Origin of the sequence: Streptococcus sp. DAT741 (genome assembly GCF_009866825.1) — a bacterium.
GTDB lineage: Bacteria > Bacillota > Bacilli > Lactobacillales > Streptococcaceae > Streptococcus > Streptococcus ruminantium.
The window spans coordinates 439,103-464,318 of the sequence record NZ_CP019557.1 but is presented as its reverse complement, the minus strand read 5'-3'; the positions used below and the strand labels follow the sequence as shown (position 1 = coordinate 464,318).

The window sequence follows — 25,216 nt, the reverse complement described above, 5'->3', positions numbered from 1 at the left end:
CCTTTAAAAACTTACTTGTAAGCGAAAAGCTGAGGTATTTTGCTGGTAAATACAACTTCTAAGGAGATTTTTATGAAAACAGATGATTTGAGAAAAAGTTCCAATATCGAAGATCGTAGAGGGCAACCCAGTACCGGAAGAGCTTACTCGACTGGTTCTTCAGGTGGAAATGCGTTATTAGGTCTACTCTTTTCTCGTCTCGGGTGGAGAGGAAAGTTAGTCGTCCTTGTCCTACTAGTAGCCTTTGGCGGTCTATCCAACCTTGGGGGACTACTATCTCCATCAACGGGAAGCAATCCTTATCAATCTAGTCAAGTATCAACTACTGGTACCACGATTTCTGACCAAGATGCCACCTTTATGAGTAAAGTTCTTGCCTCTACGGAAGATTTTTGGACACAAGAATTTAAGAAGAATGGATTGAACTACAAAGCACCAACACTCGTTTTCTACACGAATCAAACCAGAACCGGTTGTGGTCTTGGTTCTGCTCAAGCTGGACCTTTCTACTGTGGAGCAGACCGAAAAATCTATATTGATACTTCCTTCTATCAGGAATTATCACGTAAATATAAGGCTTCTGGTGACTTTGCAATGGCTTATGTCATTGCTCATGAAGTCGGTCACCATGTACAAAATGAATTGAACATCCTTAGTGCCTATCACCAGAAACGAGCTACAGTATCAACCAAAGAGGCCAATGCACTCACTGTCCGTCTAGAATTACAAGCAGACTACTATGCAGGGGCCTGGGCTAAATATGTTGATGGCCAAGGGCTACTAGACGCAGGAGACATTGACGAAGCCATGAATGCTGCCCACGCTGTTGGTGATGATACTCTTCAAAAAGAATCTTACGGCCATACCGTTCCAGATAGCTTCACCCATGGTACCTCCGAACAACGCAAGCGCTGGTTTTATCGAGGCTATACCTATGGTGACTTAGCACATGGTGACACCTTCTCTGTGCCAAATCCGTAAACTCTCACCCTCTCCTCAGCCATCATGGCTGGGGAATTTTTATCTCATAAGAGGATAAAATCCTTCTTTCCAACTGCGACTACTAAAGCCTCATTGACTTTTAAACCCAGCACTGTGGAATGAACTGATGGAGGTTGAAGCAAAGAAACTAGAGTCTCATTCTGGAGAAGGGATACACTAGTCAAAGCTAGTATAATAAAACAACGTTTTCTCAGTCCTTAGAAGAATACAGTAAACTAAATAACGATAATAAAAATACCGACCACTAATCTGGTCGGCATAGACTTTCAAGAAATGATAAGGGGGAGAAGAAGGTGAGATAAAAAACTATGGTATAGGTGATAGGATGTCTCCTTAAACGCTCCTACTCTGATTTTCTCACTTCTAATCAACAAAATAAAAATCCTTTATCTTAAATAAGGTAACTTCCACAACACCCCAGCAAGTAGACATCTACAGTAGTGATGACTCTAGCTATCAATATTGTGTACAAACAGCTATGGTTGCGCCCTCAGACAAGCTTCATAAGTCTGTTCTAACAACATGGTAATAGTCATTGGACCGACACCTCCAGGAACCGGTGTGATAAAGCTGGCTACCTCTGCTACTTCATCGTACTGAACATCACCAATTAGTTTTCCATTTTCATCCCGATTCATCCCAACATCAATCACGACTGCTCCTGGCTTAACAAAGTCCTTTGTCACAAAATGTCCACGGCCGATAGCTACCACTAGAATATCCGCTTGGCGAGCTAGTTCTGGTAAATTTTTTGTTCGAGAATGGGCAAGCGTTACTGTCGCATTGGCATCCAACAGCAGTTGAGCCATAGGCTTACCAACGATATTAGAACGTCCAATTACCAGAGCTGACTTACCCGCTAAATCAATCTGATATTCTTTGAACATCTCCATAATCCCTGCTGGTGTGCAAGGCACCATTACAGGATGACCACTCCACAAACGCCCCATATTCATCGGATGAAAACCATCCACATCTTTCTCGGGAGCAATCGCCAAGAGTACTTTTTCCTCATCAATGTGATCCGGTAAAGGTAGCTGAACCAAAATGCCATGCCACGTCTCATCTTGATTATATTTAGCAATTAAGTCCAATAAGGCTACTTCTGAAATGGTTTCTGGCACACGTACAACTTCGCTCTTAAAACCCGCAGCTAGAGCTGAACGCTCCTTATTACGCACATAAACCTGACTGGCTGGATTTTCACCTACCAAAATAACGACAAGCCCTGGCACCAAGTTCCGTTCTGCCTTCAGTCTAGCTGTTTTTTCCGCCAAAGCAGTCTGCATTTTAACCGCCAAAGCCTTACCATCAATCGTCTTCATGCTTTACTCTCCTCTAGTTTTTTCCATTATACCTTAATTCTGCCTGTCTGACTACATTACTTTCAACCAAAAGCTTCCAAATGCAAAAACTCCGAACATTGTCGGAGTTTTAAGCAACATATACTCAATCAAGCACAAAAGCAAGCAGAAAAATTTTTTTACCATCCAGATAATCGCTGCCTAACAGACTACAGGATCTTGGATAGAAAGTCCTTGGTTCGCTCTTCCTTGGCATATTCAAAAACCTCTGCCGGTGTGCCGTCTTCCACAATAACACCACCATCCATGAAAATCACTCGGTCTGCCACTTCACGAGCAAAGCCCATTTCGTGCGTTACAATGACCATTGTCATACCTGATCTAGCCAAATCCTGCATAACTGCCAATACTTCTCCAACCATCTCAGGATCCAAGGCAGAAGTAGGCTCATCAAAAAGCAAGACATCTGGATCCATGGCTAGACCACGTGCAATAGCAATCCGTTGTTGCTGCCCTCCTGACAAACTCTGTGGATAGGCATCAGCCTTATCAGGCAAACCGACCTTTTCAAGCAAGGCCAAAGCTTTCTTCTCTGCCTCCTCCCTAGCAATCCCTTTGGTTTTAATAGGCGAAAGAGTAATATTTTCTAAAACGGTCATATTGGGAAACAGATTAAACTGCTGAAAAACCATCCCCATCTTTTCTCGCATTTTAAAAATATCATTGGACTTGTCTGTAATATCAACACCCTCAAATGTCACCGTTCCCTTGGTAGGAACTTCCAACAGATTCATCGTTCGCAGAAAGGTTGACTTTCCTGAACCAGAAGGGCCAATAATCACAACTACCTGCCCTTGCTGGATCTCCAAATCAATCCCTTTCAAAACTTCATTTTCACCATAATATTTGTGCAAATCCTTAATCGAAATAATCGCGTTAGCCATGTATCTGCCCTCCCTTGCTCAGCTTCTTCTCAAATGCTTGAATCATCATTGTCAAAACAGTGGTCATGACGAGATAGTAACTAGCCGCCAATATCAGTGGCGTTAGGGGAATGTAGGAAGTTGACTGTACTGTTTGGGCACCGTTCCACAACTCCATCACACCGATGGTAGACAAGAGCGAGCTATCTTTAACAATAGTTATAAACTCATTCCCTAGGGCTGGTAAAATATTTTTAATTGCCTGTGGCATGATAACGTAGCGCATAGCTTGTTTGGGACGAATTCCCAGTGAGTAGGCTGCTTCTAACTGACCTTTAGGAACCGCATTGATCCCAGCACGTACGGTCTCAGACACATAAGCTCCTGAGTTCATAGAAATCACAATAATCCCTGGAATCAAGCGAGTCAAATCTACCGTCAATATTCCCAGTTGAAATGTCGGTGCTGTGAAATGAGTCATGGCAAAAGCAATCATAATCTGCACAATCATCGGCGTTCCACGGAAAATCCAAACATAGATATTAGCAGCCCAAACCAAAACACTATACTTACTTCTTTGTGCAAAAGCCAATAAAACACCTAATATACTGCCCAAAAAAACCGAAAAAACTGCAATAATAAGAGTAACTATTGCACCATAATTAAAATAAGCCCAATAATCGGGCAAAAAAGAAAAATTCATCCACTCACTCCAATTTTTTCATTTAGGGACTATTATACCATTTTTGAATATTTATGCAACCGTTTTGTTTGGTATCACTCATCTTTTCACAAGAAAAAGCACCCTTGGGTGCCTCACACTTGTTATTAGTATAGTAGTTCATAGATTTCCATGGCGATTAAGTCAATGCTGTCAAACGTATACGTTTCACGAGCAGCAACATCACGCAAGGTAAAGACTGAACCATTTTCCTCGTCATAGCTATAAGCCACTTCTGCAACGACAACACCTTCACGCTCAAAATTGCGTTTCAAGGTACCACCGTCATTAGCCATAGCCTCAAGACGATTGATAATTCTCACCAAATGTGATTCCATATTCATTCTCCTAATCATTTTTATAGGAATATTTTACCACATCTTACTAAAAAAGTCTTAATTTTTCACCCTTTTCCTACTGACGTCCGTGTTTTCACGCTAAATCTTACCTTTCAAAACGTAGCAGTTTCTTGATTTTTCTCTGAATCTTGTTATAATAAAAATAGAACTGACCTTTTTTGACTATTCAGGAATAGGTCATACTTTTTCACAGAAAGAGGTAGAAACATGCTCTGCAAAAATTGTAATATCAACGACGCAACGATCCATCTCTATACCAATCTAAACGGTAAACAGCAACAGGTTGACCTCTGTCACAATTGTTATCAAATCATGAAAACAGATCCAAATAATGCTATCCTACGCGGCTTAGGTGACATGGTAAATCCTAATAATATGGATCCATTTAGCGAGTTCTTCAATCATCTGGGAGGCTATCCAGGTAATACACCTGCTGGCAAAAAACGTGAACAGACCCCTCCAACTCAGTCTGGCGGAAGTCACAATGGTCGTGGTGGGCAGACGCCTCCTCCACAACAGCCCAATGGTCTCTTGGAAGAATTTGGAATCAATGTGACCGATATTGCTCGCCGAGGCGACATTGACCCAGTAATTGGTCGCGATCAAGAAATTACACGGGTCATTGAGATTCTCAACCGCAGGACCAAAAACAATCCCGTCCTCATCGGAGAGCCAGGTGTGGGTAAGACTGCGGTTGTTGAAGGTCTAGCTCAAAAAATCGTTGATGGTGATGTTCCACAAAAACTGCGAGGAAAAGAGGTTATCCGACTCGATGTGGTAAGTTTGGTCCAAGGGACAGGCATTCGCGGGCAATTTGAAGAACGGATGCAAAAACTGATGGAAGAAATCCGCAACCGCCGGGAAATCATCCTCTTTATTGATGAGATCCATGAAATCGTCGGAGCTGGTTCTGCCGGTGATGGTAATATGGATGCAGGAAACATTCTCAAGCCAGCTTTGGCTCGTGGGGAAATGCAATTAGTAGGGGCAACCACCCTCAACGAATACCGCATCATTGAGAAGGATGCTGCTCTTGAACGACGCATGCAACCAGTAAAAGTAGAAGAACCTAGCGTTGAAGAAACAATCACCATTCTCAAGGGTATTCAAAGCAAATACCAAGATTATCACCACGTTAAGTATTCAGATACGGCCATTGAAGCTGCAGCTGTTCTTTCCAATCGCTATATTCAAGACCGCTTTCTACCAGACAAGGCCATTGACCTACTGGACGAAGCCGGCTCCAAAATGAACCTGACCCTCAACTTTGTTGACCCAAGGGAAATTGATCAGCGCTTGCTTGACGCTGAGAATCGTAAGGCTCAAGCCACACGTGACGAAGATTATGAAAAAGCAGCTTATTTCCGCGATCAGATTGCAAAGTATAAGGAAATGCAAAAGGCTACCATCAGCGAAGAGGATACACCGCTCATTACCGAAAAAGAAATCGAAGCCATTGTCGAGCAAAAGACCAATATCCCCGTTGGTGATTTGAAAGAAAAAGAACAATCACAGCTCATCAATCTAGCAAGCGATCTAAAAGCGCATGTTATCGGTCAAGATGAGGCCGTTGATAAGATTGCAAAGGCTATCCGCCGTAATCGTGTCGGTCTGGGAGCACCAAATCGCCCAATCGGCTCCTTCCTCTTTGTTGGTCCGACTGGCGTCGGAAAAACAGAATTGTCCAAACAACTCGCCATTGAACTCTTTGGATCGGCGGACAGTATGATTCGCTTTGATATGTCCGAATACATGGAAAAACACGCTATTGCCAAGTTAGTCGGGGCACCCCCAGGCTATGTCGGTTATGAAGAAGCAGGACAACTAACAGAAAAAGTTCGCCGCAATCCTTATTCACTCATCCTCTTAGATGAGATAGAAAAGGCCCATCCGGATGTCTTACACATGTTCCTCCAAGTCTTGGATGATGGGCGTTTGACAGACGGACAAGGGCGGACAGTCAGCTTTAAAGACACCATCATCATCATGACGTCCAATGCGGGAACAGGTAAGGTTGAAGCCAGCGTTGGTTTTGGTGCCAGCATAGAAGGACGGACACAATCTGTCCTCGGTCAACTCAGCAACTTCTTTACCCCAGAGTTCATGAATCGTTTTGATGGAATTATCGAATTCCAACCGCTCAGCAAGGAAAATCTACTAGAAATCGTCAGCCTCATGTTGGAGGATGTCAACCAGCGGCTTTCTCACAACGGTATCAACCTACATGTCACAGATAAGGTCAAGGAAAAATTGGTTGACTTGGGCTACGACCCAAAAATGGGAGCTCGTCCGCTTCGCCGAACTATCCAAGATCAAATTGAGGACGCTATTACTGATTTTTATCTGGAAAATCCAAGTGAAAAGAACCTGCGAGCAGTCATGACGAGCAAGGGAACTATCCAAATCAAGGCTCAAACAAAAACCAAATAATCATAACCACCCGTCTAACGGGTGGTTTGAACAGGGGCTATAAGCCCACATCACCAGCCAGCGCCTAAAGACGCTGGCTTTCACTTTGTTCAAGCCTAACCGCTTTTGACTCGTCACTCGCCTCTTTAAGAGGCGTTAGTATTACTTGCCATTATCCCTAAAGGGATCTTCGTATTCTTTCACACTCAATTTATCAAGTGCGATATCATGTTTCTCTTGCTCCTGTATATATTTTTTAATCGTGGCTTCGTTAAGTCCTACTGTGCTTACATAATAACCCTCTGCCCCAAAATGGCGATTGCCAAATTTATATTTCAAATTGGCGTGTTTATCAAACATCATAAGAGCACTCTTACCTTTTAAATAGCCCATGAAACTGGAAACGCTGATTCTTGGTGGAATACTAACTAGCATGTGAACATGATCTAGCATTAAATGTCCTTCTATAATTTCAACACCTTTATAGCTACATAAACGGCGGAATAGCTCTCCTAAACTGCTTCGATATTGATTATAGATGACTTTTCGTCTATACTTAGGGGTGAACACAATGTGATATTTACAATTCCACTTTGTGTGTGATAAACTATGTGCTTTTTGAGCCATATTTTTCTCCTTTCGCTCTACAATAGGCTTGAACACCTTTATTGTATCGCGTTTGGAGTTTTTTTGGTATAACCTTCGATGCGCACCCGCATAGCGGGTGGTTTATTGGTCACGCACCTTCGGAGCGTGACGGACTTAAAGTCACATAACAAAGATAGAATCCGCTCATCGAGCGGTTCTATTTTTCTCAAAAACTCCCTTTACACAATGACCAAAATCGAATCAAGTCAGCTAAGAACTTTGAAAATATCTCCTTTGTAAAGGTTATCACAAGGAAAAATGGTAAAAAAGTGGTATAATGTAGAAAACTCATTCCAATCATGAAAAAGGATGGAACTGTCTATGGATAATATTACTGTTTTTGGAGAAAAGAAAGCTGGTATTGACTACCAGAGCCGCTTTGGTGTCTATGCGGTGATTCCCGATGAAACAAAAGAGCACCTCATCCTCATTCAAGCACCAAATGGTGCCTGGTTCCTCCCCGGTGGGGAAATTGAAAAAGGAGAAAACCACCTCATTGCTCTAGAGCGTGAACTGATGGAAGAACTCGGATTTACCGCCGAAATCGGACACTACTACGGACAGGCTGATGAGTATTTCTACTCTAGTCACCGTGATACTCACTTTTACAATCCAGCTCATATCTACCAAGTCACCAGTTACCATCAAATCGGACAGCCTCTTGAAGATTTTAACCATATCGCTTGGTTTCCGGTTGATGAAGCGATAAAAAAACTCAAACGTGGAAGCCACAAATGGGGTGTTGAGCAATGGAAATTGCAAGAAAATTCACTCAATAGCTAGTAAAAATGCTCTCAGCATGCTATAATGTAGCCAGAGATATAGAGCTTGGGATTGAAAAATCCCCACAATTATATTACGAGGAGGTTCCTCATGAAGATTATAAACACGACAAATAGCCATCCCCACCTTGTCCAAAATCAGTTAGCTAATACTGATGCTTTTCTAGTAGAGACGTATTCTGCTGGCAATACGGACGTTATTTTTACCCAGGCCCCCCGTCACTACGAACTCTTGATTAGCAACAAATACCGTGCAGTACAACAGTCCGAAATCGAGCAGATCCGTGACTTCTTTCTTCATCGTAAAATCGATGAAAGAACCATCAATACGGCAACCATTCAGACGATTCATACGGATCGGTTGATTGAGATGTCTATTCCCATTATTGCAGAAATTTAAGGAGCCAGCGGCTTCTTTTTTTCTGGATTATAAATCGATAAAAAGCATAAAAAATCAATAAATATTAAATTTTCAGTATATTCTTAAAGATAATTTTTCCATAACAATGACCATAAGAAAGGAAATTATATCTTTTAATATGTTATAATGACATACATAAAATGAATAAAGAAAGAGAGATATTTTTTTTATGACTCCACAGAAGAAAAGGCATTACAGTATTCGCAAATTGCAAGCTGGTGCCGGCTCGATTCTCATTGGAACAACGTTGCTATTCGGACTTTCAACACAAGCTGTTCAGGCAAACACTCCAGCAGATAACACGACTGCTTCAACCGGTAAAGCTACTGTCACTAGTGAAGAACCAACTGCTGCAACTACGAGCGGAGAAACCACTTCTACGGAACCAACATCTAAAGAAGGAACACAGGAGAAGGATCACAAATACTGGCTCTACTATCGAAAAGGACTTTCTGAAAGAGGAGAGCTAAATGGACAAGCAAGACCTCTTGGTGAGACTGAAAAAGAAGGTTTTGACAAAGAAGAAGAGAAAGCAGATAAGATTAAAAAAGCCGCTGCCAAATATACTGAACTTGGCTACCCACACTATGATCAATTTGATAACGGAAACAATACGTTGCTCATCTTCCATCGCTATAAAACTTACATTATCCTAGAAACAACCGGTAAAGATGGAAGCAAACAAACCTCTGTGTTCTACGGCGAGAATAGAGAGCAAGATGTGGAGAAAAAAATTAAAGAGTGGGCCTCTGAACTGGAGAAAACCTATGATGTAAAACGTTCTGAGGAAAAGAAAGAACATGAAAAAACAATCACTTTAACATTAACACCAAAATCTGACAAAGCTCCGGAAGCAACTCCTGAACAGAAAGCACCTAAGAAAGACGAAATACCTGCTCCTACTCCAGAACCTAAGAAGGATACAGAGAAACCTGCTCCATCTCAGCCTAAGCAAGATGATAGCATGAAGAAAGACTACAAACTCTTCTATCAAACAAAAGATAAGACAGAAGAAGTGAACTTCAAAGGTACGCCAGAAGAGCTGAAAGCAACCTTGGATAAAGCAATAGAGAAATACAAACAAAATGGTTATCCTTATGTTGACCGATTTGAAAGAGAAAATCGAATCCTACTGGTCTTCAATCAGCATAAGAGCATTATTGTATTAGAAACAAACGGTGATGGCGGTAGCCGACAAAGTCGTCCGTTCTACGGAACTCCTCAAGAGCTTGAAGCAGAAATCAAGAAGCTGACAGAAAGTCTATCTGATACATACAAGATTGAGAAAAAAGAAGGTTACGACAAACTAGACCCTACCGTTAAGACAATTACTCTCGTCTTGACAAAATTGTCAGATACACCTAAAGAAACTCCTGCTCCTAAGAAAGAAGACAAGCCAACTCCACCTAAGGACGAGAAACAAACTCAACCTGAAGACAAGAAAGCTGAGAAACCTAAGGACGAGAAACAAACTCAACCTGAAGGCAAGAAAGCTGAGAAACCTAAGGATGAGAAACAAACTCAACCTGAAGGCAAGAAACCTGAGAAACCTAAGGATGAGAAACAAACTCAACCTGAAGGCAAGAAACCTGAGCAACCTAAGGATAAGAAGCCAGCTCCTGCTCCTAAGAAAACAGAGAAAGCTATGCCATCTAAACCTAAGAAAGTCTTGCCAAATACAGGTGAGGTACCATCTATCCTTGCAGTACTGGGAAGTGGATTATTAGGATTCTTGGGAATGTCTCAAATCAAGAGACGAAAAAAATAAAAAAGAAATAATCGTGATCGGATAACCCCATCACTTAACCATCACCTCTACCATATAAATTAAAGTTTAAAATATAAAATAGACAAGCAAGTTCGATTGGAGCTTGCTTGTTTATTTTAAAAAAAACCGAAGGAAACTGAAAAAGTCTATCCCACTTAGAGATAGACTTGATAAATTCGTTCTATGCCTCAAACCCCTGAGCGACTGCCTCAGCAAAGTTTTCCTCTACTACACTCGCACAATGATCACAAATTGTCACACCATAACTACGCTTGACAACACTTGTATCAATGCGGCGGCAACGCTCACAGACTTCACCTGCCGCTCGCTCAACAGTAAAGGCAACCTCGTCCACCACCACTGCTGTTGCTGGAGCAGTTTCTCTCGTCACTGTCAAACCAGAAACAATCAAAAGCTGAGCAAGATCAGCATTCAAACTTTCCAAGAATGACTGGGTTTCTGCTGAAACATAGGCTGTCAGATGCGCCTCAAGAGATTTACCAATGATTTTCTCATTACGCGCTTCTTCCAATGCTTTCTGTGCCTGTGTACGGAAGTTCATAAAGGCTTCCCAGTCAGCCAGTAGCTGCGCTTCATTTGCAAAAGTTGTTACCTCTGGCATTTCCGCCAACTGAACAAACTCTTCTTCTTCATGTTCCAAATATGCCCAAATTTCTTCTGCTGTATGTGGCAAAATTGGTGTCAAAAGCTTAGTAATATTAACTAAAATATCATAGAAAACAGTCTGCATTTGACGACGGGAAAGGGATTTTGCACTATCAATATAAACCACATCCTTGGCAAAATCTAGATAGAAGGCTGATAAATCAAGAGTTACAAAGTTTACAACAGACTTGTAGATTGCCATAAAATCGTAATTTTCATAAGCTTGGCGAATCTGAGCCACCAGCTTATTAAATTTCACAAGGAGATACTGGTCAACAGAACGGAGTTCCTCATAGACTACTGTATCTGTTGCAGGATTAAAATCAGAAGTGTTAGCAATCAAGAAACGGAGGGTATTCCGAATCTTACGGTAAGTTTCAGAAACTTGACCTAGAATATCCATAGACACACGAACATCATTTGAGGTATCAACAGACGTTACCCATAGGCGTAGGATTTCTGCACCGTATTGCTTGGCAACATCATTTGGTACGATAACATTTCCAAGAGACTTAGACATTTTAAGACCTTTTCCATCCAGGACAAAGCCTTGTGATAAGACTGATTTATAAGGTGCATGTCCGTTGACTGCGACAGACGTAATCAAGGATGAGTTAAACCAACCACGGTATTGGTCAGATCCTTCCAAGTAAAGATCAGCCGGATAAGCAAGGGACTCACGAGCATTCATGACACCATTCCAGGAAGAACCTGAGTCAAACCATACATCCATGATGTCGGTTTCTTTAGTAAAAATACCATTTGGGGACCCTGGATGGCTAAAATCGGTCGGCAAGAGGTCTTTCGCTTCAGATTTCCACCAGATAATGGAGCCATGTTCTTCAAAGAGTTGAGCAACGTGATCTGTTACTTCCTTAGTCATGATGGCTGTTCCATCTTCTGCGTAGAAGATAGGGAGGGGCACACCCCAAGCACGCTGACGAGAGATAACCCAGTCACCACGATCACGGATCATATTATAGAGACGTGTTTTGCCCCAAGACGGGATAAATGTTGTCGCTTCAATTTGATCCAAAATATCTTGACGGAACTGAGACACAGAAGCAAACCATTGTGGTACTGCCCGCCAGATAATTGGCTTCTTAGTTCGCCAGTCAAATGGGTAGGAGTGATTGATAACTTCACTAGCAAGAAGCAGATCCCCCAATTTTTCCATGACAGTCGGTACTACCTTATCGTAGAACTGACCTTCAAAATCAGGACCGGCATTTTCCATCATCAATCCGCGTTCATTGACAGTCACCGCTACTTCAAGATTATATTTTACACCGACATTATAGTCATCTTCACCGAAGCCAGGAGCTGTGTGGACGATACCTGTACCAGAGTCTGTCGTTACGTGATCACCCAAAATAACCAGCTCATCAACTGCTGTATCCCATGGATGTTCTGTTACAATGTATTCAAATTCAGCTCCTTTATGTTTTGAGATGACTTCAAAACTTTCCCAACCAAACTTAGGAGCTAAGGTATCTATCAAAGCCTCTGCCAAAACATACTTACGTTCTGAACCAACAGGTTGAACAAGAACATAGTCAATAGTTGCACCGACTGTCAAACCACGTGAAGCTGTCACTGTAAATGGAGTTGTTGTCCACACTACGATATAGCTATCTGTATCCAATACTCCCTTGCCATCCTTGACCTTGTTGGCATAGTAAAGAGAAGTCGAATCAATATCATGGTACTCAATCTCAGCTTCTGCAAGAGCCGACTCAGAAGACCAAGACCAATAAACAGGCTTAGCTCCCCGATAGATATAGCCCTTGTTTGCCATCGCACCGAAGACACGAATCTGAGCAGCTTCGTAGTCCTTTGTCAATGTAATATAAGGATTTTCCCAGTCAGCAGAAATACCCAAACGCTTAAAGTCATCTCGCTGTTTATCAACCTGACTAAGGGCGTAATCGCGACACATTTCTAGGTATTCCACCAAATCCATTTCCTTGCGTTTAACACCTTGCTTGGCCAAAACTTGCTCAATTGGTAGTCCATGCGTATCCCAACCTGGCACGAATGGTGCACGGAAGCCCATCATTGATTTGGAACGAACAATAATATCTTTGGAAATTTTGTTCAGGGCATGACCAACGTGAATATTCCCATTTGCATAAGGAGGTCCATCGTGCAGATGAAAGGCAGGTTTTCCTGCATTCAACTCCTGACGTTTTTGATATAATTTTGCTTCATCCCATGCCTTTTGCCATTCAGGTTCACGTGTTGGCAATCCAGCACGCATAGGAAAAGCTGTTTTCCCCAAATTAAGCGTTTCTTTTAACTTCATCATAACTCCTTTTTACATTCTATTTTATTATTTTTCACAGCTCTATACTATCAGCATTACTAATAATCATAGAAAATTAAAAAACTCCCGCCAATAAGGACGAAAGTTCGTGGTACCACCTTAGTTTAGATAGAGTCTCCCCTATCCCTCTATGTTCGTAACGTGAACAGACGTCTTCCCCTACTATTTTTCAGGAAAAATCATGCAAAGGGATTATCTCTAGAAAGGGATTGTAGGACTTCCACCATCTCCTACTCGCTAAAAATATTTCTATTAACAGTGTCTTTGCTGATGATCGTTATTCTTCAGTCGGAAATTCTACAGTCCCATCCATCTCCAGCGTAGCAGCCTGACGGGTTAATTCTGCAATTTCTTCCGGTGTTAATTGGCGCGTGTAATCCAAACTCTCTTCTTCAACGACTACTTCTTCATCCAACGCTTTACGAAGGACATCTCGGAACGCTTCATCGCTTGTTTGGATATAGCTAGCTGTTGGGCGAAGAATCTCCTCCCATTCAGACGAATTAACCAATGAGAGCTGACTTTCTATCGTTGATTTTAAGCGCTGATGAAAAATACGCGTGTTATTTTTCAATTCCTCTGTTTCAATAACAACTTTTTTTGCATTATCAGTTGCACTGCGAAGAATTTCATTTGCTCTATCTCTCGCTTCATGTAGCAAGGTCGCTGCATCATAGTCGGCTTGCTTGATAATATTGGTGGCCTGATCTTCAGCAGCATGCTTTACTTTTTCGGCTGTATCTTGAGCCAATAGAACTGATTGACTCAGAGATTCTTTCATCTCATCAAAGTAAGCTAAACGCTCACGTAAATTTTTCAATTCCAATTCTTGCTCATGATTTTTACGAATCAAATCTTCATAGTCGCGTGTTACAATATCCAAAAAATCATCAACTTCATCCGCATCATATCCTCTGAATTTTGTCGCAAAAGTTTTATCTTTTAATTCTAATGCTGTAAGTGCCATCTTTCCTCCTAAGTTTTAACAATGTCTAACTTTAATTTTATCTTTCCTTGCTTAGAAAAACCTAAAAATTCATTTAGTCGGATTCTACCGTATTTCCTCACACTGATTAACTGACCGCTTTCAACTGGTTTGCTGGGATGTTCTATTTGTACATAATCCAGCTTGACATGCCCTCCTTCTATCAGCTTGTGAGCAGTTGATCTCGAAAGGTTAAAAGCTACTGAAATCAACTTGTCTAGTCTCAAACTGGGAACAAGTACATCTTTTGAATGCCAGTCTTGTTTCACTGTCATTCGAATAGTCATCCAGTCTTTCTCCATTCCCTTTACAGGAACTCGAGCAATTTTCGTAATGGATTGCAAGGCAATTTTCCCAAACTTTTGATCTAGAAAAACAACCAGTTGGTCATCGCTTACTAAAATATCACCCAAGTATTCTCTTTTTATTCCCAACTGATTGAGAAAAGTTCCAAGAACTTGAGAGTGTGACAAATTGTGAAATTTTCTAGCATAGGATAATTCCAGAGCTGTTAGCTCAAAGTCCTGAATATCTAATTCATAATAACTTGGAGCAATAATAACCCGTGAATGTTCCGTTGGCACAAAATCTCGACTGGAAAAAGTTTGTAACTGATAATAGTTAGCAATTTTACATGCAATGTCATCTTGTCTGGGATGCAGAAAGGGTGTTAATCTATAGGAATATGTCTCTTCGACCTGCTGGCACATATCCATAATTTTCTCTACAAATTCCCTTTCTTCCTTGGCAAAATGCTGCAACAAGTTTTTCTCATTCCTCATGACTAAACTAGTAAAATCAGTAGTCGAAGTAGAAGACGAGTTCCAATATTTAATGCAATCATTGCAGCCATGACGGTCCAATCTAACCCCATAAACTGCAAATTAAGACGTCTAAAAGGCTTTAACACTGGTGTCACTAACCATTGAATCAAACGTCCAAGCGAGGTCGCATATAAATTTGGAAACCAACTTAATAAAGCATAAGCCAATAAAAGATAAGAATAGATTTCTACAATTTTTAAAATTAGAAAAATCAACAATTGCATAGCGTTACCGTTTTATATCAAAATCAAAATGTGAATCCGCTACTTGGCTAGTGTTAGCATTGCGCAATTCTTCAATGTTGACTGTAACGTTGACCGGGGTCAACAACCACATCGTATGTGACACCTTTTTTAAGTTGCCAGACAATACAGAACGAGCACCATCCAAATAATCTAGACAACGTCTCGCTTGCTGTTCTGACATATATTGAAAATCGATCAGAATACTCGCATTATCAAGTAGAAGGTTCACCATCTCTGGTGCATCTTCATACCGCTTAGGAAACTTTATATCAATGGTTGTCTTGATAATTTCTCTTTCTTTGTTATTGCTCATCAATTCTTGCTGCCTTTCGTGTAGGCGTTGAAGTTGATTTTCTGAACGTGTCTCCCGACGTGTTTCTACTCTTGGTTGCTGCTCACGCACCGGTGAAGTTGTAGTATTGGCAACACGCATTTTAGGACGATCGTTAGGCATTGAGTAGGCATCTTCCTGCTCTTCCACTTCATTGACATCGTCAACTTCAAAGTAATTAAATAAGTTTTTAAATGTATCTTTTAATGCCATGTATTCACTCTCTCCCACATTCAAAGAATATTGAGCCAATTCTCACGTATGTAGCACCGTGAGCGATGGCGCGTTCAAAGTCTCCACTCATCCCCATACTTAATTCGGTAAAGGACATTCGCGGTAAATTACGGGCAGCTAGTTCTTTCTGGATCTGCTTCATCTTAGAAAAAATGCTATCCAATTCCTTGTCACTCGCTCCCAAAGGAGCCATTGTCATCAAGCCGACTAACTCAATCTTCTCTAGTGAGCTGATGTCAATCAGTGCACTTTCAATTTCTGACAAAGCAAAACCATGCTTACTCTCCTCACCAGAAACATTAACCTGAAGGAAACATTTAATCGGCTTACTAGCACGTTTATCAATTTCTTTAGCTAGTCTGACAGAATCCAAAGCATGAAAATAATCCACAAGATGGATAACATCCTTAACCTTACGCCTCTGCAAGCTACCGATTAAGTGCCAAGTTAATTGGTGATGCGCCAAAGCGTTATATTTTTCTAAAAACTGCTCAACACGATTTTCACCGATATGAGTAATTCCAGTTTTCACTAGCTCATTAGCAATAGAGCTGTCAACATATTTTGTGACAGCTATTACCTCTACTGATTCACTGGGACGGCCTGCCTTCTTAGCAGCTGATTGAACTGCTGAAAAGACAGCCTCCTTATTCTTTTGAATACTCATCCTAGCGATTGCGGAAGAAAGGTGGGGTATCCAACTCATCTTCATCCTGATCCATTGTAAACTTCTCAACAGAAACGCCCGATGGTGTCTCTGTATCTGTTGGACGAATTAAGTTCTCACGGCGTAAATCCCACTCACCAAATGCAGATGCTTTCGATGCCTCTGTCTGTTGAATGCCCCCACGAGTCGGAGCTGTCGCAGATGCTACCGAATAATCAAAACGTTGGGAGTGACGTGGTGCAACAGCTTCTGTACGATGACGAGCTGGTTTTTCAGCAGAATCCTGACGAACACCTGTTGCAACGACAGTTACACGGATTTCATCCTTCATTGTTTCATCAATAGAAGTACCCAACCAGATATTCACACCCTGGCCAGCAGCTTGGTGGACAATTTCTGAAGCATCTTCAGCTTCTGTCAAAGTCATATCATAGCCACCTGTAACGTTAACAATGACATCTTCTGCACCATCAATAGTTGTTTCGAGAAGCGGAGAGTAGATAGCCTTACGAGCTGCTTCAATTACGCGATCCTCACCTGTACCGATACCGATCCCCATCAAAGCATTCCCCTTATTCTCCATCACTGTCTTCACGTCAGCAAAGTCCAAGTTGATTAAACCAGGATTAGTGATCAAATCTGTAATCCCTTGAACACCTTGACGAAGAACATTGTCTGCTTCACTCAAAGCTTCTAAAAGCGGAGTCTTCTTATCAACGATTTCTAGAAGGTTGTTATTTGAAATAATCAAGAGGGTATCAACCTGTTCACGAAGACCTTCAATACCTTCAATAGCAAAATTGCCGCGTTTATTTCCTTCAAAACCAAATGGACGAGTGACAACAGCAACAGTCAAAGCACCTAGATTTTTTGCAATACGAGCAATAACAGGAGCTGCACCTGTACCAGATCCACCACCCATACCGGCAGTAATAAAGACCATATCTGCACCAGTCAAAACATTCGTCAGTGCCTCTTCGCTCTCTTCAGCAGCCTTGCGACCAACTTCAGGTTGACCCCCAGCACCCAAGCCACGAGTTAACTTCGGTCCCAACTGAATAACTGTCTCAGCTTTAGAACTGCTCAATGCTTGTACATCCGTGTTAGCTGCGATAAACTCAACACCAGCCACACCTTCTTCAATCATGCGGTTAATAGCGTTACCACCGCCTCCACCAACACCGATCACCTTAATGACAGCACCATGACTAGCTGCTGCTTCAAATGAAAATGCCATAGTTTAAATCACCTTTTCTTTTCTATTTATTCAAACATGCTGCCAAACAAACCACGAATGCGGTCTGTGATGTTGCTCTTAGCAGCCGGACGAATTTCTTCCTCATCATGGTAAACAGGGACTGCCTGCTCCTCTTCATGATCAACTGTATTCAATTCGTTCACAATTTCTTTTTGGATTGGTTGGCTAACACGTGGACGAGCGATAGGGATATCAACCGGTTTGTGTCTCAAAACAGTCTCACCATTTACTGCATGTTGTGCAATATTTTCAACTTCCTCCAATTCACCAACATACTCCACAAAGCTAATCACGCTTGCAAAAGCTGGATTGCGAATACCGATTTGGTTCGGCACAAAAATCTTGGTATTGACTCCAAGTACTTCCTGAGCCAATTCTGTAATCCCTGGTAGAATTGCGCCTCCACCAACGAGAACGATACCTCCTGGTAAATCAAGAGCACGTGTCCTTTCCAAATCTTGTTTCACACGATCAAAAATCTGACGGAGCCGAGCGGCGATGACTTCTGAAAGATAGCGTTCTGTTACTTCAACCGGTGCACTTTCGCCGATCACCTCAACGGTAAACTTCTCTTTGTCGCTAGCATCTTGCGGATAGGCAACACCGTAGTTATACTTCAAGTTTTCTGCGATACTCTTTGAAGTTGTCAACACTTTCGAAATATCATTTGTGATATAGTCTCCACCTTCTTGATAGATGTTGGTGTACTGTAATTCTTGACCGCGCATAACTGCTACCGTGGTTTGGCCTCCACCAAGATCAATCACAGTAGCACCAAATTCGCGCTCACCTTCATTCAGTACAGAACGAGTTAAGGCTAGTGGAGAAATTACAATGTTTTCAACCTGGACACCCGCACGCTCTACTGTCTTACGAAGATTGTGAAGAATGGTACGTGGTCCTGTGTACAACATACCACGCATTTCCAAACGAATCCCCATCATTCCACGAGGATCTTTAATTCCTTGGAAACCATCAACGGTGAACTCTTCTGGAATAAAGGAGATAACTTCACGTTCTGGAGTCATGCTCTTTGTCAATGCTGATCTTACAACATTTTCAACATCCAAGTCTGTAATTTCTTGCGAATCAGTTGTGACAGGAATCATTCCCTGAGTCGGTTCAATTTGAAGAAGGTTTGCAGGTAGCCCGACATTTACTTTTTCGATACGAATACCTGATTTTTCTTCTGCCTGCTCTATAGCTTTTTTTATTGCTCCAGCAGCAACCTCAATGTTTACAATAATTCCATCTTTGACACCCGCACTTTTGACATTGCTGACGCCAATCACATTCATTTCATTATCAATATATTCTGCAACCAAGACTTTAACGGAGCTTGTACCAATATCTAATCCCGTAAAAAAGCCGCTTCTAGCCATTCTATCAGTCCTCTCTTACTTCCAACTTTAACAATTCATCGTCCATTTAAAAAAATAGTACAATTAGTCATCCTTCATTATACCATATTATATCGAATTATGGTGATTTTTAAGGTCTTTTTTGTTACTTTTTCTTTACAAAATTATCTATTTTAACTTGCATATCTATAAATGCCGACTTCCATGTCTATCGTTGTTGGAATGTTTACTTCTGATGCAATTTTAGCATAATAAGGCATCTTCTGACTTATCTCACTCAATGGTACCAAAACAGTGTTTCCATCAGCCATACTAAACGTGAGAAGATCTGCCGTTACCTTACTCGGTGTCAGATTTATCGTCTGAATCCTAGCACGAATCCCTGCATCTATCTTTCCCAGTTCTACAGCAAGTTTTTTGACCAATTCCCTATCCGATAGTTGGATTTTTGTATAACTTTCAGGAAAGGTTTCTTGTGAGACAGGTGCTCCACTTATCTCACCGCTGGACAGCACAGGATACAACCGATTTTGCTGTTCGATATAGCCTATAATAGCGTATTCCTTAATATGAATGGTAAACTTATCTGGTAGCTGAAAACGAATCTTTGCCGACTCAACTGTTGAACTATTCTTTTTGATATTGTTAGCATAGGCATTCGCATGCAAAGCGATTGTCATAACATAATCATCCGGTGATATTAAGCTATAATTTTCCACTTGTTCAGCTGTCAATCGCTCATTTCCAATCACTTCAATTTGCTTCTTCTTACTTGTTGGTGAAATAAAATAAAGCGCCAATGCCGCTAACAATAAGCTGACGGTGAGAACAGGAACTGCTTTCCAAATAACTTTTGATGGAATATCCAGTTTCAGCTTCTTAACAGTTTCTACAGCTTCTGTTTCAGATTCAGGAGCCTTTTTTATCCTCTTGATTCCTTTGAAAATAGGTTGTTTGGTTATTTGGGGTTCCTGAGGCTCTTCGCTGATGTCAGATTCTTTTGGCTCATCTTGGCTGGCTAAATAGGCTTCATGCCGTGCTTTCCATTGCTCAAAAAAGGCACTTGTTTCTTCAGTTGCATCATCTGCATTTGGTAGATCAGAGACCGAAAGTTCTTCTGAATCGATTTCGTTCTCCAACTCAGTCTTGTCTTCCTCTATCGTTTCAGTCGTAATTTCAGCAGTTTGTTCTTGCTGAGATAGCTGTTCTTGGTCTACCTTAGACTCTTGTTCAGTCGCTGACTCTTGTTCAATTTTAGACTCTTGTTCAGTCATCAACCCTACCTCCCCATATCTTTTCTGAGTAAGTTGTAAAAACTATCGACAGACTGAATTTCGTTAGAATTGGCCATGTTTTGAATATAGAACTCCTTATTTTCAAGCAAATCTTCAACTTCTACCAGTAGACTATCCAGTGTAAGCCGGCTTTCCTCAATCTGCTTTGAATACCCTTTTTTCTCAGTATAAAGAGCATTCTCAATCTGATCCCCACGGCTCGCCTGACGGCTCAGAGGAACAATCAAATGAAGCTGCTGCATGGCAATTAACTCAAAGAGAGTATTGGACCCTCCACGAGTGATAACAACATCTGCCAAATCCATCAGGGGTTGATAGAGTTCAGTTACATAATCTACTCGATAGAGATTAGTACCCAACTGATTGAGACTGGCATCACCAGTCAGATTGATGATATTAAATCGATCCGTCAACGCCGAACGATTCTGACTAATCAAATCGTTAAAGACTTTGGCGCCACCTGATCCACCGATAAACAAGAGAGTTGGCAATCGTTTATCAAAATGACTTAGAATTTCTGGCAATTGAATCGGCGTTACTTTAGCATTAGACTGTCCAACTTTGGTAACAGCTCCAACGTGTTTTACTTTTGCCAGACTAGCAGGCTGCTCAAAAGTACTATACATGGTTGTCGCAAATTTATAGGCAATTTTATTAGCCAAACCCATGGATAGATCTGATTCGTGTATGAAGACAGGAACTCTTAATAATTTTGCAGCAATAACCGGTGGAACGGATACAAAACCACCTTTTGAGAAAAGAGCTTGTGGACGAATCTTAGCAATAATGGTCAAGGACTGAAGCACACCGAAGCCAACTTTAAAAACATCCAACATATTTTGGAGGGAAAAATACCGGCGCAATTTTCCTGTGGCAATCGAATGAAAATGAATCGCTAAGCCGGATGCTGCAATTTGTTCATGCTCAATCCCGTTCTTATCACCGATATAATGGACTTCCCAGCCTTCTTCCAAAAATCTCGGAATCAAAAGAAGGTTAAGAGTCACGTGTCCTACCGTCCCACCGCCTGTAAAGACAATTTTTTTCATGATTGTTTCAACTCCTCGTATGTCTGTAAGAAGACATCCCCTCGAACCTCAAAGTTCGCATACATGTCCCAGCTTGCATTGGCTGGACTAAGAAGAACAACATCGCTATTTTCAGCCTCTTGAAAAGCCTTGCGTGTAGCATCAGCAATATCAGTAGCAGTTACGGTCATAACACCAGCTTGCTGCGCAGCACATTGAAGACGTGGTGCAGACTGTCCAAGAAGGATCATTTTCTTCAAACCGACCAAATCCGGAACTAGTTCATCAAAATCATTGCCACGATCCAATCCTCCAGCAATCAAGATAACCTTACTGTTATCAAACCCAGATAAAGCCTTTTGGGTCGCTAATATATTAGTGGATTTGCTATCATTATAAAAAGCAACACCATCAATTGTTCCAACAAATTGTAGGCGGTGTTTCACTCCACCAAAAGCAGACAGAGTCTCACGAATAACCTGATTATCTACTCCAAGTAGCTTGGCAACAGCAATGGTCGCAAGAGCATTTTCAATGTTATGAGTACCAGGTACACCAAGCTGTAGCGCATCCATGATATATTCATCCTTAAAATAGAGCTTACCGCCTGTCAAATAGGCTCCATCTACTACTTCTGTCGTTGAAAATGGGACAACCGTTGCCTGCGTGCGACAGGCCAATTCCTTAGCCAATTCTTGATTGAAATTAAGAATCAAAACATCTTCTTTTGTCATCTGATTTTGAATCATCCATTTGGCTGCTACATAGTCTTCAAAAGTTCCATGGTAATCAATGTGACTGGCAATCAAATTAGTGATAACTGCAATATGAGGACGGAAGGACTTAGTTCCCATCAATTGGAAGGAAGATAATTCCATAACTAAGGTATCTTCAGTCGTAGCTGCCTGAGCAATAGAAGAAGCTGGATAGCCAATATTTCCACATAGTTTTGCAGGTTTATCTCCTGCATTAAGAACCTCAGCAATCATTGTTGTCGTTGTTGTTTTACCGTTGGAACCGGTAATGCCTACGATCAACGCTTCAGAAATTAAGTAAGCCAACTCAATTTCTGTCCACACCGGTATTCCTTTGTGCAGCGCCTTTTCGACCATCGGATTATCATATCGAATACCTGGATTTTTTACCACCAAAGCAAAATCTTCATCCAATAACTCCAGAGGATGGCTACCACAAATCACACGGATACCGTCTTCCAACAAGTCTTGAGCAGTTGGATTCTCTTCCAAAGGCTTTCCATCATTCACTGTCACAATCGCTCCCAATGTGTCAAGGAGTCGAGCTGCAGATTCACCAGATTTAGCCAATCCTAGAACCAATACCTTTTTATTTTTTACTACGTTAACCATCTTCATCGCAATTACCTATACTTTCTAACACCTTATTTTACCTTTTCAGAGAGTCTTTTTCAAGCCAGAGGACAGAAAAACCGACGCAAAGGTCGGTTTCTTTCATCTATATCTATAGGGACGGTTTCGTGCAGATCTCTTCTGTCTAGCTCTAGGTTCCCTATCCAGATAATAAATATCTCTCATAGCCCAAAAGCCAATAATAATCAGTATCAGACTTACCCAAACCTCTCTTGGAAATTGCATAATTTTTAAAAATCCAAGTATCAATGCGGTAGCTAGGGCTACCAGTAGAAAAACTGCTGCAATCAAATTCATGGTTCCTCGAACATTGCGAGGAGCCACGAAGACATAAAAGAGCACTAACATAATAGCGAGGATTAAATAAAACATGCTATCTCTCCTTGGAACTATCCTTCTTCAGTAGCTAATTTTTTCTTCTTAGCAGCCTTATCACGTTCTGCCTTGTTCAAGATTTGCTTGCGCAGGCGAATGGATTCTGGTGTTACTTCCATATATTCGTCATCGTTCAAGAACTCAAGCGATTCTTCAAGCGTCAAGATACGTGGTGTTTTAATAACCGCAGTTTGGTCTTTAGTAGCAGAACGAACGTTGGTCATCTGCTTAGCAGTCGTAATGTTCACAGTCAAATCATTCTCACGAGAATTTTCACCAATAATCATCCCTTCATACACTTCTGTACCCGGATTGACAAAAATCGTCCCCCGCTCTTCAATCCGCATGATGGAATAAGTCGTTGCCTTTCCTTGATCGATAGAGACAAGTGCCCCACGATGACGGCCACCGATTTCACCTTGAACGACTGGAAGATATTGATCAAAGGTATGGTTCATGATACCGTAGCCACGGGTCATGGACAAGAACTCAGTTGAAAAACCAATCAAGCCACGGGCTGGTACAAGGAAAATCAGACGAGTCTGACCATTACCAACCATTTGCATATCCAGCATATCCCCCTTGCGCTCAGACAGAGCTTGGATGATAGAACCTTGATACTCTTCCGGTGTATCAATTTGCACGCGCTCAAATGGCTCCATCTTCACACCATCGATTTCTTTGATAATAACCTCTGGACGCGATACCTGAAGTTCGTAACCCTCACGACGCATAGTTTCAATCAAAATAGACAGATGCAACTCACCACGACCTGAAACAGTCCATTTATCTGGCGAATCTGTCGCCTCTACACGAAGCGAAACGTCAGTCTGCAACTCAGCCAACAGACGTTCTTCAATCTTACGAGATGTCACCCATTTTCCTTCACGACCTGCAAATGGGGAATTATTCACCAAAAAGGTCATTTGAAGAGTCGGCTCATCAATATGAAGAACTGGAAGAGCCTCGACTGCATCTGTCGGTGTCACTGTCTCACCAACAAAGATGTCCTCCATACCTGAAACAGCAATCAAATCACCAGCTTTTGCTTCTTGGATTTCCTTACGTTCCAGACCAAAGAAACCAAATAGCTTGGTGACACGGAAGTTCTTCGTTGTACCGTCCAATTTAGATAAGGTGACTTGGTCACCAACTTTCACAGTACCACGGAAAATACGACCGATACCGATACGCCCCACAAAATCATTGTAGTCCAGAAGAGAAACCTGGAACTGTAATGGCTCATCTGAGTTGTCAACTGGAGCCGGAATATGCTCAATAATCGTGTCAAAGATCGGTGCCATCGTTTCTTCTTGATCAGCTGGATTATCAGAAAGTGAAGACGTACCGTTGATAGCTGAAGCGTAAACTACTGGGAACTCTAGCTGGTCATCATCAGCACCAAGCTCAATAAAGAGTTCTAAAACCTCATCCACTACCTCTTCTGGACGAGCAGATGGTTTGTCGATTTTATTAACAACGACAATCGGTGTCAAGTTTTGTTCAAGAGCTTTTTTCAATACGAAGCGAGTCTGTGGCATAGTTCCTTCGTAGGCATCCACGACCAGAACGACACCATCCACCATTTTCATGATACGCTCAACCTCGCCTCCAAAATCCGCGTGCCCTGGTGTATCCATGATATTGATACGAGTGCCATTGTAAGAAACAGCAGTGTTCTTGGCAAGGATTGTGATCCCACGCTCTTTTTCAATATCATTTGAGTCCATAGCACGCTCATCTAATTGCGTACGTTCATCAAGTGTTTGGGATTGTTTCAATAATTCATCAACGAGAGTTGTTTTCCCATGGTCAACGTGGGCAATAATAGCAACGTTACGGATGTCTTCTCTAAGTTTTGTCATGGTATCCTCTATTATCATTTAATTTATACTC

Annotated in this window: 23 protein-coding genes; 5 read left to right on the top strand and 18 right to left on the bottom strand. The window is 41.6% G+C overall.

Going from position 1 to position 25,216, the window contains the following annotated elements:
* The first annotated feature begins 72 nt into the window (after window positions 1-72).
* Window positions 73-981 carry a KPN_02809 family neutral zinc metallopeptidase gene (gene ypfJ / locus BZG42_RS02370; protein WP_155964098.1) on the top strand — a complete coding sequence of 303 codons (909 nt, stop codon included), beginning with the start codon at window positions 73-75 and terminating at the stop codon, window positions 979-981.
* Window positions 982-1,478: 497 nt separating this feature from the next.
* Here the strand turns inward: ypfJ and BZG42_RS02365 are convergent, their stop codons facing one another.
* The 4 genes from BZG42_RS02365 to BZG42_RS02350 form a co-directional block, all read right to left on the bottom strand.
* Entirely contained in the window at window positions 1,479-2,327 is an 849-nt protein-coding gene (locus BZG42_RS02365; protein ID WP_120171389.1) for a bifunctional methylenetetrahydrofolate dehydrogenase/methenyltetrahydrofolate cyclohydrolase, read from the bottom strand.
* Window positions 2,328-2,515: 188 nt separating this feature from the next.
* On the bottom strand, window positions 2,516-3,250 hold the full coding sequence (locus tag BZG42_RS02360; protein ID WP_155965061.1) for an amino acid ABC transporter ATP-binding protein: 735 nt from the start codon (window positions 3,248-3,250) through the stop codon (window positions 2,516-2,518).
* Window positions 3,243-3,932 (bottom strand): amino acid ABC transporter permease, encoded by a 690-nt coding sequence (locus tag BZG42_RS02355; RefSeq protein ID WP_120171387.1) that lies wholly within the window; start codon window positions 3,930-3,932, stop codon window positions 3,243-3,245. The genes BZG42_RS02360 and BZG42_RS02355 overlap by 8 nt, the downstream gene beginning before the upstream one ends.
* A gap of 125 nt (window positions 3,933-4,057) precedes the next feature.
* Window positions 4,058-4,288: a DUF1797 family protein gene (locus BZG42_RS02350; RefSeq protein ID WP_024532454.1), complete on the bottom strand. Its 231-nt coding sequence runs from the start codon at window positions 4,286-4,288 to the stop codon at window positions 4,058-4,060.
* A 228-nt stretch (window positions 4,289-4,516) separates the two neighbouring features.
* On the opposite strand from BZG42_RS02350, the gene BZG42_RS02345 reads away from it, so the two are divergent.
* Window positions 4,517-6,739, top strand: a complete 2,223-nt coding sequence (locus BZG42_RS02345) for an ATP-dependent Clp protease ATP-binding subunit (RefSeq protein WP_155969646.1) — start codon at window positions 4,517-4,519, stop codon at window positions 6,737-6,739.
* Between the two features lie 141 nt (window positions 6,740-6,880).
* On the opposite strand, the gene tnpA is transcribed toward BZG42_RS02345, so the two are convergent.
* Window positions 6,881-7,345, bottom strand: a complete 465-nt coding sequence (gene tnpA, locus BZG42_RS02340; protein ID WP_155996283.1) for an IS200/IS605 family transposase — start codon at window positions 7,343-7,345, stop codon at window positions 6,881-6,883.
* Window positions 7,346-7,687: 342 nt separating this feature from the next.
* Here tnpA and BZG42_RS02335 point away from each other — a divergent pair, with 342 nt between their 5' ends.
* The 3 genes from BZG42_RS02335 to BZG42_RS02325 all read left to right on the top strand — a co-directional run bounded on the left by BZG42_RS02335 (window position 7,688) and on the right by BZG42_RS02325 (window position 10,337).
* Entirely contained in the window at window positions 7,688-8,149 is a 462-nt protein-coding gene (locus BZG42_RS02335) for an NUDIX hydrolase (RefSeq protein WP_024532452.1), read from the top strand.
* Window positions 8,150-8,239: 90 nt separating this feature from the next.
* Window positions 8,240-8,548 carry a DUF1827 family protein gene (locus BZG42_RS02330; protein WP_024532451.1) on the top strand — a complete coding sequence of 103 codons (309 nt, stop codon included), beginning with the start codon at window positions 8,240-8,242 and terminating at the stop codon, window positions 8,546-8,548.
* 190 nt (window positions 8,549-8,738) lie between these two features.
* Window positions 8,739-10,337, top strand: a complete 1,599-nt coding sequence (locus tag BZG42_RS02325; RefSeq protein WP_159780138.1) for a YSIRK-type signal peptide-containing protein — start codon at window positions 8,739-8,741, stop codon at window positions 10,335-10,337.
* A gap of 181 nt (window positions 10,338-10,518) precedes the next feature.
* Here the strand turns inward: BZG42_RS02325 and ileS are convergent, their stop codons facing one another.
* From ileS to typA, 13 genes are all read right to left on the bottom strand, one after another.
* Window positions 10,519-13,308, bottom strand: a complete 2,790-nt coding sequence (gene ileS, locus BZG42_RS02320; protein ID WP_155964110.1) for an isoleucine--tRNA ligase — start codon at window positions 13,306-13,308, stop codon at window positions 10,519-10,521.
* Between the two features lie 298 nt (window positions 13,309-13,606).
* On the bottom strand, window positions 13,607-14,296 hold the full coding sequence (locus tag BZG42_RS02315) for a DivIVA domain-containing protein (RefSeq protein ID WP_120171383.1): 690 nt from the start codon (window positions 14,294-14,296) through the stop codon (window positions 13,607-13,609).
* A gap of 8 nt (window positions 14,297-14,304) precedes the next feature.
* Entirely contained in the window at window positions 14,305-15,096 is a 792-nt protein-coding gene (locus BZG42_RS02310; protein WP_120171382.1) for a YlmH family RNA-binding protein, read from the bottom strand.
* Window positions 15,097-15,098: 2 nt separating this feature from the next.
* Window positions 15,099-15,362, bottom strand: a complete 264-nt coding sequence (locus BZG42_RS02305) for a YggT family protein (protein WP_024532124.1) — start codon at window positions 15,360-15,362, stop codon at window positions 15,099-15,101.
* Window positions 15,363-15,366: 4 nt separating this feature from the next.
* On the bottom strand, window positions 15,367-15,927 hold the full coding sequence (locus BZG42_RS02300; RefSeq protein ID WP_120171381.1) for a cell division protein SepF: 561 nt from the start codon (window positions 15,925-15,927) through the stop codon (window positions 15,367-15,369).
* A gap of 4 nt (window positions 15,928-15,931) precedes the next feature.
* Complete coding sequence (locus BZG42_RS02295; RefSeq protein WP_155972633.1) at window positions 15,932-16,615, bottom strand: YggS family pyridoxal phosphate-dependent enzyme; 684 nt, start codon at window positions 16,613-16,615, stop codon at window positions 15,932-15,934.
* Between the two features lies 1 nt (window position 16,616).
* Window positions 16,617-17,852 (bottom strand): cell division protein FtsZ, encoded by a 1,236-nt coding sequence (ftsZ, locus tag BZG42_RS02290; protein ID WP_024532121.1) that lies wholly within the window; start codon window positions 17,850-17,852, stop codon window positions 16,617-16,619.
* A gap of 26 nt (window positions 17,853-17,878) precedes the next feature.
* A complete protein-coding gene (ftsA, locus tag BZG42_RS02285; RefSeq protein WP_120171379.1) occupies window positions 17,879-19,255 on the bottom strand; it encodes a cell division protein FtsA in 1,377 nt (458 codons plus the stop codon).
* Window positions 19,256-19,407: 152 nt separating this feature from the next.
* Entirely contained in the window at window positions 19,408-20,508 is a 1,101-nt protein-coding gene (locus BZG42_RS02280) for a cell division protein FtsQ/DivIB (protein WP_155996039.1), read from the bottom strand.
* Between the two features lie 5 nt (window positions 20,509-20,513).
* Complete coding sequence (locus BZG42_RS02275) at window positions 20,514-21,578, bottom strand: UDP-N-acetylglucosamine--N-acetylmuramyl-(pentapeptide) pyrophosphoryl-undecaprenol N-acetylglucosamine transferase (RefSeq protein ID WP_155996037.1); 1,065 nt, start codon at window positions 21,576-21,578, stop codon at window positions 20,514-20,516.
* On the bottom strand, window positions 21,575-22,930 hold the full coding sequence (gene murD, locus BZG42_RS02270; protein WP_155965053.1) for a UDP-N-acetylmuramoyl-L-alanine--D-glutamate ligase: 1,356 nt from the start codon (window positions 22,928-22,930) through the stop codon (window positions 21,575-21,577). Before murD ends, BZG42_RS02275 begins: the two co-directional genes overlap by 4 nt.
* A gap of 96 nt (window positions 22,931-23,026) precedes the next feature.
* Window positions 23,027-23,317 (bottom strand): DUF3165 family protein, encoded by a 291-nt coding sequence (locus BZG42_RS02265; RefSeq protein ID WP_024532116.1) that lies wholly within the window; start codon window positions 23,315-23,317, stop codon window positions 23,027-23,029.
* Window positions 23,318-23,334: 17 nt separating this feature from the next.
* The gene (gene typA / locus BZG42_RS02260; RefSeq protein WP_155996035.1) at window positions 23,335-25,185 is read right to left on the bottom strand and encodes a translational GTPase TypA; all 1,851 of its coding nucleotides are present in this window, start codon (window positions 25,183-25,185) and stop codon (window positions 23,335-23,337) included.
* Window positions 25,186-25,216 lie beyond the last annotated feature (31 nt).